General features: G+C 67.4%; 8 protein-coding genes, 2 tRNA genes and 1 pseudogene. 8 read left to right on the forward strand and 3 right to left on the reverse strand.

Annotated elements, in window-relative coordinates; translation table 11 throughout:
- Positions 1 to 26: 26 nt before the first annotated feature.
- The 3 genes from KDB67_RS01385 to KDB67_RS01395 all read left to right on the forward strand — a co-directional run bounded on the left by KDB67_RS01385 (position 27) and on the right by KDB67_RS01395 (position 5,769).
- Positions 27 to 3,578 carry a bifunctional proline dehydrogenase/L-glutamate gamma-semialdehyde dehydrogenase gene (locus KDB67_RS01385; protein ID WP_291011424.1) on the forward strand — a complete coding sequence of 1,184 codons (3,552 nt, stop codon included), beginning with the start codon at positions 27 to 29 and terminating at the stop codon, positions 3,576 to 3,578.
- Between the two features lie 60 nt (positions 3,579 to 3,638).
- Positions 3,639 to 4,433, forward strand: coding sequence for a class III extradiol ring-cleavage dioxygenase (locus KDB67_RS01390; RefSeq protein ID WP_291011426.1), 795 nt, complete (start codon positions 3,639 to 3,641; stop codon positions 4,431 to 4,433).
- A gap of 94 nt (positions 4,434 to 4,527) precedes the next feature.
- Positions 4,528 to 5,769 (forward strand): Fic family protein, encoded by a 1,242-nt coding sequence (locus tag KDB67_RS01395; RefSeq protein ID WP_291011428.1) that lies wholly within the window; start codon positions 4,528 to 4,530, stop codon positions 5,767 to 5,769.
- A 1-nt stretch (position 5,770) separates the two neighbouring features.
- Here the strand turns inward: KDB67_RS01395 and KDB67_RS01400 are convergent, their stop codons facing one another.
- Positions 5,771 to 6,055, reverse strand: a complete 285-nt coding sequence (locus KDB67_RS01400) for a hypothetical protein (RefSeq protein ID WP_291011430.1) — start codon at positions 6,053 to 6,055, stop codon at positions 5,771 to 5,773.
- Between KDB67_RS01400 and KDB67_RS22320 the strand changes: the two are divergent.
- Positions 5,988 to 6,212: pseudogene (locus KDB67_RS22320) on the forward strand (hypothetical protein); the annotation flags it as partial. The gene KDB67_RS01400 and the pseudogene KDB67_RS22320 overlap by 68 nt on opposite strands.
- On the opposite strand, the gene KDB67_RS01405 reads toward KDB67_RS22320, so the two are convergent.
- The gene (locus KDB67_RS01405; RefSeq protein ID WP_291011432.1) at positions 6,123 to 10,400 is read right to left on the reverse strand and encodes a cation-translocating P-type ATPase; all 4,278 of its coding nucleotides are present in this window, start codon (positions 10,398 to 10,400) and stop codon (positions 6,123 to 6,125) included. The pseudogene KDB67_RS22320 and the gene KDB67_RS01405 overlap by 90 nt on opposite strands.
- Positions 10,401 to 10,628: 228 nt before the next feature.
- Between KDB67_RS01405 and KDB67_RS01410 the strand changes: the two genes are divergently transcribed.
- Positions 10,629 to 11,843 carry a hypothetical protein gene (locus tag KDB67_RS01410; protein WP_291011434.1) on the forward strand — a complete coding sequence of 405 codons (1,215 nt, stop codon included), beginning with the start codon at positions 10,629 to 10,631 and terminating at the stop codon, positions 11,841 to 11,843.
- Between the two features lie 191 nt (positions 11,844 to 12,034).
- Complete coding sequence (locus KDB67_RS01415; protein WP_291011439.1) at positions 12,035 to 12,997, forward strand: alpha/beta hydrolase family protein; 963 nt, start codon at positions 12,035 to 12,037, stop codon at positions 12,995 to 12,997.
- A gap of 32 nt (positions 12,998 to 13,029) precedes the next feature.
- On the opposite strand, the gene hisC is transcribed toward KDB67_RS01415, so the two are convergent.
- The gene (gene hisC, locus KDB67_RS01420) at positions 13,030 to 14,097 is read right to left on the reverse strand and encodes a histidinol-phosphate transaminase (RefSeq protein ID WP_291011436.1); all 1,068 of its coding nucleotides are present in this window, start codon (positions 14,095 to 14,097) and stop codon (positions 13,030 to 13,032) included.
- Positions 14,098 to 14,227: 130 nt separating this feature from the next.
- Here hisC and KDB67_RS01425 point away from each other — a divergent pair.
- Both KDB67_RS01425 and KDB67_RS01430 read left to right on the forward strand, forming a co-directional pair.
- Positions 14,228 to 14,319: transfer RNA gene (locus tag KDB67_RS01425), tRNA-Ser, on the forward strand.
- A gap of 39 nt (positions 14,320 to 14,358) precedes the next feature.
- Positions 14,359 to 14,431: transfer RNA gene (locus KDB67_RS01430), tRNA-Arg, on the forward strand.
- Position 14,432: the final 1 nt, after the last annotated feature.

Genomic DNA, 14,432 nt, shown 5'->3' on the forward strand with positions numbered 1-14,432 from the left:
CGTGGAATGCGCCCTATGCTGGGCCGATGACAACGGTGCGCCCCCAAGACCTTGCCGACGACGCGATCGCTCTAGTACGAAACTGGCTAGAGGTTGCAGTGGAGTTGCCTGTCGACGTGTCGGCGGCACGTCTGGCCGGAGTATTGAGCGACCCGAATGGGCTGAAGTTCACTGTCGGATTCGTCGACGGTGTGGTACGTCCCGAGGATCTGCGTTCGGCGGCCAAAACGCTGAACGGCCTCGCGCCGCTGACTCCGGCGTTCCTGCCCGCCCCGATGCGGGCGGCGGTCGCCACCGGTGGCGCACTCGCGCCGAAGATGCCGGGCGTCGTCGTTCCCGTCGCCCGCAAGGTACTGCGCTCGATGGTCGGGCACCTGATTCTCGACGCGTCCGATCGCAAGCTCGGCAAGTCGATCGGCAGGCTGCGCGGTGACGGGGTGCGGCTCAACGTCAACCTGCTCGGCGAGGCGGTGCTCGGTGAGCAGGAGGCGCAGCGCAGGCTGACCGGCACCCACCGGCTGTTGGACCGGTCCGACATTGACTACGTATCCATCAAGGTGTCCTCAGCCGTTGCGCCGCATAATCATTGGGCGTTCGACGCGGCTGTCGCACACATCGTCGACGAGCTGGTGCCGCTGTACGCGAAGGCGGCGTCATCGAGTCCGGCCAAGTTCATCAACCTCGACATGGAGGAGTACAAGGACCTCGACCTGACGCTGGCGGTGTTCACCCGGCTCCTCGACAGGCCCGAGTTCACCGGCCTGTCGGCGGGCATCGTGCTGCAGGCCTACCTGCCAGACGCGCTCGGGGCCATGATGCGGCTGCAGGAATGGGCCGCGAAGCGGGTCGCCGGCGGTGGTGCGCCGGTCAAGGTGCGCGTGGTCAAGGGCGCCAACCTGCCGATGGAACTGGTCGACGCCGCCGTCCACGGCTGGCCGGCGGCCACCTGGCACACCAAGTGCGACTCCGACACCAGCTACAAGGCGGTGCTCGACTACGCGCTCACCTCGGAGCGGGTCGCCAACGTGCGGGTGGGTGCGGCCGGCCACAACCTGTTCGACATCGCGCTCGCATGGCTGCTGGCCAAGGCACGCGGAGCGACCGCGGGCCTCGACGTCGAGATGCTGCTGGGCATGGCCACCGCGCAGGCCGAGGCCGTCAAACGCGACGTCGGGTCGCTGCTGCTGTACACGCCGGTGGTGCATCCGGATGAGTTCGACGTGGCGATCAGCTATCTGGTTCGGCGGCTGGAAGAGGGTGCCGGACATGACAATTTCATGTCCGCGGTCTTCAGCCTGTCCGATGATCCGGCGATGTTCGACCGCGAGAAGCAACGCTTCCTCGACTCGCTGGGCAAGCTTGAGTCCATCACCGGCGATGGCGACCCGGCGTCGTACCGCGTACCCGAACCCCATCGGCAACAGAACCGTGCACAGTACGACGACGCGGGTGCCGAGGCGCGGATCGAGGCGAGGGTGGCCGCCGATGCCGAATGGGGCTTCGACAACGCCCCCGACACCGACCCCGACCTGCCCGGAAACCGCAGCTGGGGCCGCGACATCGTCGGGCGCATGGCGTCCTCGACGCTGGGCACCGACCTCGTGGAGGCCGCGCTGATCGAGGACGCCGCAGCGCTCGACGGCGTGATCGAGACGGGTATCGCCGCGGCCGACGGATGGCAGGCGCTCACCGCGCTGGAGCGTGCGCGCATCCTGCACCGGGCGGGCGAGTTGCTCGAAGCCCGACGCGGCGAACTACTCGAGGTGATGGGATCGGAGTGCGGAAAGACCCTCGATCAGGGCGATCCGGAGGTGTCCGAGGCCATCGACTTCGCCCACTATTATGCGATGCTCGGCGTGCAACTCGATCTCGTCGACGGGGCAAAACCGCAGCGGCGCAAGCTGATCGCGGTGATCCCGCCGTGGAACTTCCCGCTCGCCATCCCCGCCGGCGGTGTACTGGCCGGGCTCGCCTCGGGTGGTTCGGTGATCATCAAACCGGCGTCGACGGCGGTCCGTATCGCGGCGCTGATGGTCGAAACACTGTGGGAGGCAGGGGTTCCCCGGGACGTACTGCAATTCGTGCGGTGCACCGACCGGAAGGTGGCCTCCGCGCTGGTCGCCGATCCGCGGGTCGACCGGCTGATTCTCACCGGCGCCTACGAGACCGCGGTCAGTTTCCGCGAGCTGCGGCGCGACCTGCCCATCCTGGCCGAAACCAGCGGCAAGAACGCGATCATCGTGACCCCGTCCGCCGATCTCGATCTCGCGGTCAAGGATGTGGTGGCGTCGGCGTTCGGGCATGCGGGTCAGAAGTGTTCGGCCGCGTCGCTGGTGATCCTGGTCGGCTCGGTGGCCACCTCGCGGCGGTTCCGCGGTCAGCTGCTCGACGCGGTGCGATCGCTGAAGGTCGGTACGCCTGAAGATCTTGAGACCCAGATGGGGCCGAACATCACCGCACCGTCGGGGAAGTTGCTGCGCGGCCTGACCACCTTGAGCCCGGGGGAGAGCTGGCTGGTGGAGCCCGCACCGCTCACCGTCGACAGCCCGCTCGCTCTCGACGCCAAAGGTGGAAACAAGGTGTGGTCGCCCGGCGTACGCGACGGCGTGCGGCGGGGTTCGGAGTATCACCTGACCGAGTACTTCGGCCCCATTCTCGGCGTCATGACCGCCGAAACCCTGGACGAGGCAATCGATATCGTCAACGAGATCGACTATGGGCTAACCAGTGGACTGCATTCGCTCGACCCCGACGAACTCGCACTGTGGCTGGACCGGGTGCAGGCGGGCAACCTGTACGTCAACCGCGGTATCACCGGAGCCATCGTGCGGCGGCAGCCGTTCGGCGGCTGGAAGAAGTCCGCGATCGGCACCGGAACCAAGGCGGGCGGACCCAACTATCTGCACGGCCTGGTCGACTGGGTCGACACCCCGGTAACCGAAACCGGTGGTGCACCAAGGGAATCGGTGCGGACACTCGCCGCAGCGGCGGAGGCCGCCGGGCTCGGCGGTGACGAGCTCGCCTGGCTGCGTGGTGCACTCGGCTCGGATGTGCGCGCCTGGGACGGCGAATTCGGTTGTGCCCGAGACACTTCCCAGCTCGGGGTGGAACGCAACCTGTTGCGGTACCGGCCGGTGCGGGTGATCGTGAGGGCAGCCGCCGACGCTGCTCTGCAACACACGATCCGCGCGGTCGCCGCCGGCCTCGCCGCCGGGGCGCAGCCCATCCTGAGCACGCCGGTGGTGTTGCCCGGCCCCGTCCAGGACGCACTGACCGGCGCCGGGGTGTCGCTCCTGCACGAGGACGACGCGGCCTGGCGGGAACACTTGGCCCGGCTCGCGAAGCGGGATGGTCCTGACGCCGGTGTCCGGGTGCGGATCGTCGCCGGCGATTCCCGCGCCGACGAGGTGGCCGCGGCGTTCGATGCGACGGGCGGCAAACCCGATATCGCTCTCTACGGTGGTCCGGTCGTCTCGGCCGGCCGCGTCGAAATGCTCCCCCACGTACACGAACAGGCCGTCTGCATCACCGCCCACCGCTTCGGTACCCCCAACGGCCTCTCGGACGGGTTGATCTGATGTTCAGTGGTGGGCACAGGACCCTGGAACAAAACGGACCGGGGTCCTGTTAGGTGTGGTATGAACACGTCAGCTACCTCGTCCCGGCCACCGGTTCTGTTCCTCAGTCACGGCGCGCCGCCGCTCGTCGACAGCGCACTGTGGGTCGATCAGCTGACCCGTCTGGGTGCCGACCTGCCCAGGCCCACCGCCGTTCTGGTGATCTCCGCGCACTGGGAGGCGGCGCCGCTGACCATCGGATCCACTGACGTATCGACACCGCTGACGTACGACTTCTGGGGCTTCCCGGAACGGTATTACCGCACGACGTACGACTCGCCCGGCGCGCCGGAACTCGCGGCCCGGGTCGCGGCGATGATGCCCGACGGTGAGCCGATCGCCCACGACCCGAATCGCAGGCTCGACCACGGCGCATATGTGCCGCTGACCGTCATGTATCCCGACGCCGACATCCCGGTCCTGCAGATCTCGCTGCCCACCCTGGATCCGGAACGCCTTCTCGCACTGGGCCGCCGGCTGGCGCCGCTACGCGACGAGGGTGTGCTGATCATCGGTTCCGGATTCACCACCCACGGCCTGCCGTATCTGACCGACCGCACCCCCGACGCCGTCCCACCCGGCTGGTCGGCCGAATTCGACGACTGGGCGCACGGTTGCTTCGACCGCGGCGACGTCGAATCGCTCCTCGACTTCCGGCGCAAGGCGCCCGGAATGCCGTACGCACACCCGACGATCGAGCACTTCTCCCCGCTGTTCGTCTCCCTCGGCGCCTCGGGTGATCCCGAGCAGCCCGCCGGCCAGCCGATCGACGGCTTCTGGATGGGCCTGGCCAAACGCAGCCTCGTCCTGAACTGATCGTCGGCACTCGCCTTACTATCACTTATAGTGCTAAGTGATAGTAAGGCCGTCGGCAATGATCACTTCCGGTGGAGTCCGGCGAGGGGTGGCGATGACTGAAGCAACGACGATCGGCGTGGCGGTCCCGGCCGTCGAATACGAGACGCACCGGTGGCGGCCGTCGCGGCCGGAGCACTACTCGAAGTCCGAGGTCCGTCGGCAAACCGGTGAATACCTGTCGGCGATCACCGCACCGATAGCAAGGTGGCAGCCATCGCTCAGCGGCGAGATCACCGCTGATATCGACGACGCGACACAGGCGCTGATGGCATTCGACCGCCACACTCGCCTTCGTCTCGGCTTGGACAATCCCACGCTCGGGCCGATGGCGGCGATCCTCCTACGAACCGAGAGCGCGTCGAGCAGCCAGATCGAACAACTCACCACCTCGGCGCGGCAACTCGCCCTCGCCGAGATCGGTGAGGGGCGAAAACGGCACGCGCTTACGGTCATCGGAAACGTCCGTGCGATGGAATCGGCGATCGGCCTGTCCGACGATCTGTCCCTCCCGAGCATTCTGAGCATGCACCGAGAACTGCTCAACCACCAACACGGAATGCAAGTACATGCAGGCCGTATTCGTGACCAGCTCGTCTGGATCGGCAATCGGGACTCCGCGGGTCCGTTGGGGGCATCATTCATCGCACCGCAGGCCGACGACGTGCACCCGGCGATGGAAGATCTGGTGAACTTCATGCGCAGAGACGACCTGCCGGTCCTGCTGCAGATCGCCATAGCACACGCCCAGTTCGAGACGATTCACCCGTTCGTCGATGGCAATGGGCGCACGGGACGCGCTCTGGCGCAGGCATTGTTGAGGAACAAGCGCCTCGCAACACACACGACGGTACCCATATCGGCGGGTCTGCTCATCGCCGTCGATCGCTATTTCGAGGCGCTCACCGCATTCCGGTCCGGCGACGCGACACCTATCGTCGCGCGCTTCGCCGATGCCGCGCGCTTTGCCGCGAGTGTGGGTGCGGCGCTGGTGGATTCACTTGTGGACGAGCTGGATCGGTCGTCGGAGCAGATGGTCGGGGTTCGCCGTGACGCCGCTGCCCGGCGCCTGCTTCCGCTGTTGATCGGACAACCGGTGGTGAACGCGGGCTACGTTCAGCAGCACCTGGGTATCAATGCTGCGGCAGCGCAGCGCGCTCTGCGGACCTTGGTCGACAGGGACGTCCTCGCTGAGCGAACCGGGTACGCGCGCAACAGGATCTGGGAGCATTCGGGGATCCTCGACGCGCTGGATTCCTACGCCGAGGACATCAGGAGAAGTAGCCTGCCGCGCTGAGTCAGTCCTCCTTGTGCGGATTCTCCGGTGAGGCGGGTCGTTCCGGTGGTGCGGCGGGTGTGGTGCCGAACTCGCGTTTGGCGACGGCGACTCCAAGCCCGAAGGCGATCGCCACCGGCCATTCGACGGCACCGGTCGCGCCGAGCGCGCCGATCACCCCGTAGACGGCGAGTTGCCGGGGTGGGGGTACGGAAACCTTGCCGATGATCGGCAGGTTGATGGAGAACTTCTGTGCCTCGCGCACCAGTTTGGACACGTCGTGGTGCGTTGCGACGAACTCGCGCACCTCCGATAGGACAGAAGTCCCGTCATCGGTTTCAGGGGTATTCGGATCGGACGGACTCAAGGTAGCCTTACCTCTCATGACGGAGTTCACTCGCGCTATCGGGCACGACACACTGGTCGAGTCCGGCGCCCGGCTGCTGACACCCGCGGTCGAGCATCTGTACGCCGTGCTCGTGCGCGTCGGCGTGCTCAGCATCGACGGGTAGCAGCCGCCGCACCCACGCGGTCAGGTCGTCGTTCTTGCTACCCGCCGACATCACCGCGGCCATGACCTGGTGGAATGCGCCGTCGGGATTCGATTCGAGTTCGTGGAACTTGTCGATCAGCACGTCGACGAGCTGCGGGGTCAGTTTGGACACGCCCGCGGCGATACCGGCCGCCGCGAATGCCTGTCCCCAGCCGATAGGCCCGACAGGGGTGCAGCCGAACATCTGACTGACGCCCGGGGTGGAGATGATCAGGGCCATCACCGCGAGGGTACCCACATTCGTCGCCACCACCAGCGGTCCGTGCGAGTCGGTCAGCGTCTCGATCATCTGCGTCACCACCAGCCCGATCAGGCCGATCGTCGCCGCCCGCGATGCGGTTCCGGTGAATCGGCCGAACGTCCACGCCAGCAGCGCGCCGAGCGAGGTGAACACCGCCCGCACCGCCACCGCACGCCAGATCGTCGACTCGTCGTGCCGGCCGGTGACGTCGGGATCACGTTGCGGGCTGACGGCCAGCGCCGCGGCGGGCAGGGCGTCGGTGAGCATGTTGACCAGCAGCATCTGCCGGGCGTTGAGCGCAGGTTTGCCCGTCAGCACGGTGGTGACCAGGCCGAACGTCACCTCTCCCACGTTGTGGCCGAGCAGTACCGACACCGCCGACTGCACCCGCCGCCACAGCTGCTCCCCCTCATCGAGGGCATCGACGATGGCCTCGATGTCGCCGTCGAGCAGCATCACGTCGGCGGCCATGCGGGCCGGGTCGCTGCCCTGGGATACCACCCCCACCCCGACGGACGCCGCGCGGATCGCGGCGGCGTCGTTGGCGCCGTCGCCGACCATCGCCGTCACCAGGCCCGGTTGCCCCCGGTAGGGGGACTCGAGCGCCTGGACCACCTGCACCTTGTGTTCGGGAGCCATGCGGGCGAACACCCGATGCGTGCGGGTGGCCTCGACACGTTCGGTCGCGTTCAGCAGATCCCACTCGGGACCGGTCATCACCTCGTCGTGATCGACGGCGATCCCGAGTTCGCGGGCCACGACCGCGGCCGTCACCGGGTGGTCGCCAGTGATCAGCCGCACCTGGATGTCGCGGCGCTGCAACTCTTCCAGCAGCGGGCGCGCACCGGAACGCGGGGTGTCCGACAGGCCGATCACACCCAACAGATGCAGCGACTCCCCGCACAGGCCGGCGAAGACGTCGGAGTCCTGTGCGGCCTTGGCGGCCTGCTTGTCGGTGATGATGCGTTCGGCGACGGTCAGTACTCGCAGACCTCGGGTTGCCATCTCCTGCAACGATTCCCGCAGTTCATTGCGGTGTCCTGGTTCCAATGCCGCGGTAAGCGCCTCGGGGGCGCCCTTGACCAGTAGCCGGTTTCCGACAAGCGCCGCGGCGAGGGGACGATCGGACTGGAACGGCAGGAACGCGTCGACGGCCGGATAGTCGACGCCTGCCTGCTCGGCCGCACGGTGGATGGCGGCGTCGGTGGCGTGTTCGACCTTGCCGCTCTTGCTGATTCGCATCGTGGCACCCGCGGCGCGCAGTACCTCGTCGTCGGCGGTGCCGAGCAGGCCGTGGGTCTCGGCAACCTGAAGCCGGTTCTGCGACAGGGTGCCGGTCTTGTCGAAGCAGACGGCGCCGAGCCGGGCGAACGCCTCGATGGCGCGCGGATTACGCACCAGCACAGACGATCCGGTGAGATTTCGGGCCGACGACGACTGCGCCAGCGTCACCACCAGCGGCAGGCCCTCGGGCACCGCGGCGACACCGATACCGACCATTCCGGACGCCGCCTCACGGACCGGTGTGCCCCGCAACAACGACAACAATCCCACCAGTGCACCGCCGGCGAGGCTGAAGGGCAATGCGCGCCGGGTGATCGCGCCGAGCTGCGCGGCCAGCCCCACATCGCCCGAATCGGTCGGGGTCAGCGCCAGCGCCTGGCTGACCTGTGTGGATTCGCCCGATGCGGTCACCACGCCGACGGATTTGCCTGCGACGACGGTACTTCCGGCGAACAACATTCCGGTGCGTTCGGCGAGCGGTGCGCCGGGTGTGTCGGCGCCGTCCTTGCTCACCGGCAGCGATTCACCCGTCAGTGCCGACTCGTCGACTTCGACGGTGTCGGCGTCGATGATGCGGATATCGGCGGGTACCACCTCGCCGGACCGGACCTCCACGATGTCGCCGGGGCGCAGGTCGCCGGCGGGTACCTCGGCGTAGCTGTCCGCTCCCGAATCGCTGATCACTTTGCGTGCCAAGGGTTCCTGAACGGCGAGCATCTTGTCGAGCAGCTTCTCCGCGTGCAGCGACTGGTACGCCGAGATCGCGGTGTTGACCGCGAGCACCCCGGCCACCAGCACGGCGTCGATGGGTGAGCCGAGCAGTGCGCTGGCCGCCGAACCGGTGGCCAGGATCGGGGTGATCGGGTCGGCGAGATCCTCGGCGACCGTGGACCGGAAGTCCCGCAGGGTCTCTCCCGTCTCAAGGATTGTCTTGCGTGCCAGTCTGATCGGAGCCGACTGGGTCAGTGGCGCGATGAAGGTGGCCGCGGGTTCGGGGTCCTCGGGCCGGGGGAGGAGCCTGCGCACTTCGTCGATCGGCATCGCATGCCAGTCGTGCGACGACTCCGGTATCGGTTCGGCGTCATCGAATGCCTTGGTGCCCAGCGAATATCCCTGCCACAGGCCGAACAGTGCGGTAACGTTGACCGACGTCGGCCCGTGCCCGTGCACGCCGGGGATCAGCATCAGCGAACCGAGCAGCGAGGCCCCCGACGCCAGCGATATCGCCCGTTCCCGTACCTCGCGGGCCCGTGGGATCGTGTGCACCACCCGCCAGGCGGCGTTCAGATCGTCGACGAGGATATCGGCGCCCCACGGGGTGCTGCCCTCGCCGAGGACGCCGATCGTGGTGTGCGAGAGCGCGATCGCATCGCTGCCGTGGCAGCAGACGAGTGCCACCGTGGCACCGTCGTCGTGCAGTGTTCGTACGGCCCGGGCCAGTGCGGCATCGGGATCGGCGTCGGTTGTGGCATCGAGGAGTTCGTCGAAACCCTGTCGCAGCGAATGTAATCCGTCGTCGGCGAGGGAGACGACGCGCAGCCCGGCCCGCCGCGCCTCGGCGAGGAATGCGGTGGCCAGCGGCCGTCGCAGCGGACTCACCAGCACCCGGCCGGGTACGTCTGTGAGGGTGTTCCAGCCTGGTTCGAGCAGCCCCGACTCCAGGGCCCCGGACTCCAGGGCTGCGGTTGCGGCTCGCCACGCGCGGGCACGGTCGTCGCCGGCGACGTCGAGGACGCGGGTGACGGCCAGTTCGTCGGTGAACAGGACGCGCGGATCGACGAGCAGAGTGTCGATGTCGCCGAGCGTGCGCAACGATCGCGGATTCATCACCACCGCGCCCCGAGTGTGCAGACCACGGCCCAGCGCCGCGCCGAACGACTCCCGCACCGACCGGGCCGGCTTCGGTGCGGCCACTCCGATCGCCTCGGCCGCGGTAAGCGGCGACGACATCACGCCGAGGATCGCCGCCGCACCGAGCCCGAGGTCGACGGCGATCTCGTCGGCGCGGCTGCCGGAACGGGCCGATCTGGTAGCCGGTGTCCCGGGGCAGGGGAGTGAGCTGTCCTCGTGGTCGCTGTCGGCCGCCCGTGTTGCGATGCGGCGCCGGGCGCGCCGACCGTCGACGGCTTCGGCGGTGGCCATGGCGTGCGAGGCCGCAGTCACCAGAACGCCCATCGGGGCTCCCACGAGTACCTGCGCGGTCACCTGCGTTCCGGTCAGCACCAGGTCGGTGACCTCAGCGCCGAGCCGGGCCTCGATGAAGCCGCGGACCCGGGGATGATACGAGGCGACGGAGACGGGTGCCAGAACGATCCGGGAGATCCGCGGAACCGGCAGTAGTGCGGTGACCAGCGACGCGGCCAACCCGGCTGAGGCCATGGCGGTTGCGGCCAGACTCGCGGCCACGGCATCGTCGTCGCCGGGCAGGGCGCGGACCCGGCGACGCGGTACGTGTGCCAAGGAACCTGCCGCCGATGCCGCCATGCGGGTGGTGCCGACGAGTGCGTCGCCACCGAGCAGTGCGGCACCGACGGCGAATTTGGACAGGGTGATCGGTGCGCTCAACAGGGACATTCGGGGCGAGCCTCCTAACGAGGCAATCCTTCCCGGGCTGGTGCCGTGCTGTCCTGGGCATTTGGGCCCAGGTGGCCGCCGCGATGGACCCGATACGTGGACGCGGGGACATCCGCGTGGCCGTCGCGGACATCCACCGCGGGTGCCGCGTGAGCCGGGTAACTGCGCAGGTCCACGGCCACTTTTTCGCGGTACACTCAGGGGTCAGTCAACAGTGAGGCGGCATCGATGGCGTACCAGAGCGTGCCCGCGCCGACGAGCGCGGAGATCCGTGGCTGGTGCGACCGGTCGCAGATCCCAGGGGACCGGCCCGAACTGTCGGCCACGGCGGCCCTGCTCATCGCGAGCGGATTCCTGACCCCCACCGGGCGTGCCGTGGTGGTGCGAAGGGTGTCGTCGGGTCTGCCGCTGCCCACCCTGCCGTCGGGATTCGGCGAGCTGAGACGGCTGCAACGGGCAATAGTGCAGGCCGAGAATCAGACCGCCAACCCGATGATGCCCGGTGTGGTGTCGGCGGTGATGCGCAACCGGGTGAACGGTCTGCACCGCAAACGCGAGGAGGCACGCAAGACCGTCGTCGGCGCGAAAGGGGTGTTCGCCGGCAGCACCCGGGCAATCCGGCGCGAACAGCGCGAGAACATCTACCTCGAGATCGACGAGCGCGAACGGCTGTTCGGCGGGCTGTTGTACACGCCCACACCCAACGTCGCCACGAACCGCTCGATGCGGCAGGCCGGTGGTGCGGCCGTCGGCAAGATTGTCGGGCTGGTGGGGCAGGTGGCCTCACGCAGCGGCAACACGCAGGCAGAACAGTGGGCCGACGAGTTGCTCGGCAGTCCACAGGCCGAGGCCGCCACACCCGGCACCGCGTCGTTCCTCGACGGCTACGAGACCGTCTTGTTCCTCGCCGGACACTTCTACGACCGGATCGTCAACAATCCGGCCTGGCGGTCCGACCATTTCGAACTGCAGCGCACCCAGGTGAACCTGCACGCCGAACTCGCCGAGATCTCCTCCGACGTGATCGCGTTGCGGGCGGTGCGGATAGACCTCGACCGCGCCAAGCGGCGCGGCGGCTTCGACAAGGAGTTCGCGCAGCAGATCGACAAGCGCGAGGAAGCATTGCGGCCGGTGTGGAGTGAACTGATCGATCGCGTGCAGGCACTCGGCGGGGTGGCACATGTGGTGGAGTCGGCGGCCATCGAGCTGCAGATCCTCGATGAGTACAACCGGGCCGCGACCATCGATGACCGCATCGACGCCCTCATCTCCCGCTCGGGTGATCGGGAGGTGTCGGTGGACAACTCCAAACGGCTCACCGAACAGGTGCGCAGCGGCGAGGAGAACCTCCGGATCTATCGGGATGTGTTGCAAGGCAATATTTCCCGGCTATCTCCGGTGACCTCCATTCAACTCCCGGAACGATATGAACCCGACCGGTGACCCGCGTTCAGAATCCTGGGATTCGTGCATGAAATCAAAGATATGAATTGTTGAAGGAAACCTCGATGTCCACGCGGAAGACCCCCTGTGAGAATCGGCCGACGGTCGGTAGGATCGGGCGTCGTTCCGGTACACGGGGGGAAACAGTGAAGAAGCTACGAGGCCTGACAGTCCTGGTCAGTGTCGTCGTCATCGCGTTGTTGACCGTTCCCACGGCGGCGCACGCCGACAGGAACCCAGCGGCGCATGCCGCGCGGCAGAAGGTCGCACGCATCACCAATCTGGCCGACATCGGTCCCCTGCGCACCGACCTCTGGGTGTACTCGCCGTCCAATCACAAGAAGATGAAGGTCAACGTCCTGACCCCGGCCAACTCCACCGGCCCCCGATCGGTGGTGTACATGCTCGACGGTGCCGACGCCGGCGCCGATGTCAGCGACTGGATCACCAAAGGCCGCGCGGGCCGGTTCTTCGCCAACAAGAACGTGACCGTCGTGCTGCCGGCAGGCGGCAAGGGCACCTTCTACACCAACTGGCGCAGTCGTGACCCCAACCTCGGTAAACCGCAGTGGGAAACCTTCCTCACCGAAGAACTGCCCCCGCTGATCGACAAGGAGTTCAACGGCACCGGCCGCAACGCCATCGTCGGGCTCTCCATGGGTGGGCAGGCCGCGCTCGCGCTCGCCGCGCGCTTCCCCAAGCTGTACACCGGTGTCGCATCCCTGAGCGGCTGCCCCGAAGTGTACGAGCCCGCCAACCAGGCGTACGTGCACACCACCGTGGCCAATGCCGGCGGCAACGCCATCAATATGTGGGGTCCGCCGCGCTCACCGGCCTGGAAGGCCCACGATCCCGGTACCAGGCTCGATAAGTTGCGCGGCAAGAACATCTACCTGTCGTCGGGGTCGGGTCTGGCCGGCCCGCTGGACCTGATGCGCAAGGTCGACCCCGAGGAAGGAACCCGGCAGTCGGTGACCGCCAGCGCGTCGGCCCTCGAACTCGGTGCGTGGCGCTGCTCCATCAACTTCGCCCTCGAACTGCGCAAGGCGCGTATCCCGTTCACCGACGGCCTGCGCCTCGTCGGCACCCACTACTGGGGCTACTGGGAGCAGGACCTGCCCCGCATGTGGCCCACCATCGCCCAGGGTCTGTAGACACCACCCGTCGCCTTGCGGCTCTTCACACCTCAACCAGCGGTTTTGGCGAATCTCTCCGCGAATGCCAGGAAGGCGTCGTTCTCCTGCGGGGTGGTGACCGTGACGCGTACGCCCGCATCGGCGAAGGGGCGGATCACGATCTTGCTGTCGATTGCCTGCGCGGCGAAGTCGACGGCGGACTCGCCCAGGTCGAGCCACACGAAATTGGCCTGCGTATCGGGGACCCGGTAGCCGAGCTCACGCAACCGGGCGGTCACCCGGGTTCGTTCGGCGACGACGGTGTCGGTGCGGGTCAGCAGCTCGTCGTCGGCGGCCAGGCAGGCGATCGCGGCGCGCTGCGAGAGCGAGGTGACCGAGAACGGTACGTGCACCTTGCGCAGCGCGGTCACCACCTGCGGGTCGGCGACCGCGTAACCCACACGCAGGCCGGCCAGTCCGTACGCCTTCGAGAAGGTGCGCAGCACCACCAGGTTGGCGAACTCGCGCCGCAACTCCAGTGCGTCGTATGCCTGTGCGGGGCCGAGCCGCATGTACTCGAAGTAGGCCTCGTCGAGGGCGACCACCACATCCGAGGGCACCTTCCGCAGGAACGTGCGCAGGTCATCGGCATCGACGACGGTGCCGGTCGGATTGTTCGGATTGCACACGAAGATCAGGCGCGTCCGGTCGGTGACGGCCGCGGCCATCGCGTCGAGGTCATAGACGTGGTCGCCGGTCAGCGGCACGGGTATCGGGGTGGCGTGCACCGCACGGGTGGCCAGTGGATAGGTCTCGAACGAGCGCCAGCCGAACACCACCTCGTCACCCGGCTCACACGTGACCAGGATCAGGTTCTGACACAGGATCACCGACCCGCAGCCCACCTGCACCTCGTCCTCGGTCACGCCGAGCTTCTTGGCCAGCGTCGCCGTCAGTTCGACGATCGCGTTGTCGGGGTAGCGATTGACCGATGCGGCGGCGTCGGCGATGGCCTCGACGACGCTCGGCAACGGACCGTCGGTCACCTCGTTACTGGCCAGCTTGATCGCGCCCGGGAAGGTCTTTCCGGGTACGTAGGCGGGCAGGTTGTCGAGATCGGGGCGGATGCGCAAGGTCACGCCCACAACTGTAGGCCGCTGCGGCCGACATGCTGCGCCGACACCCGAATTCCGTGTTGACCAGCCGGTTTGCACCGTCGCGGGCAGTGTGTGTAACCTTTGCTCTCGGCAGTTCGAAAGGACTTCGCCAGGAGGCGTGCCAGAGCGGCCGAATGGGATTCACTGCTAATGAATTGTCCCGCTAAAACGGGACCGGAGGTTCAAATCCTCTCGCCTCCGCCACGTCACGGTCGTAAGACTGCGACGACAACTGAATAGCACGCGCCCGTAGCTCAACGGATAGAGCATCTGACTACGGATCAGAAGGTTTGGGGTTCGAATCCCTACGGGCGCAC

The organism is Gordonia sp. (in: high G+C Gram-positive bacteria) (assembly GCF_020438995.1).
In the GTDB taxonomy this organism is placed as follows: domain Bacteria; phylum Actinomycetota; class Actinomycetes; order Mycobacteriales; family Mycobacteriaceae; genus Gordonia.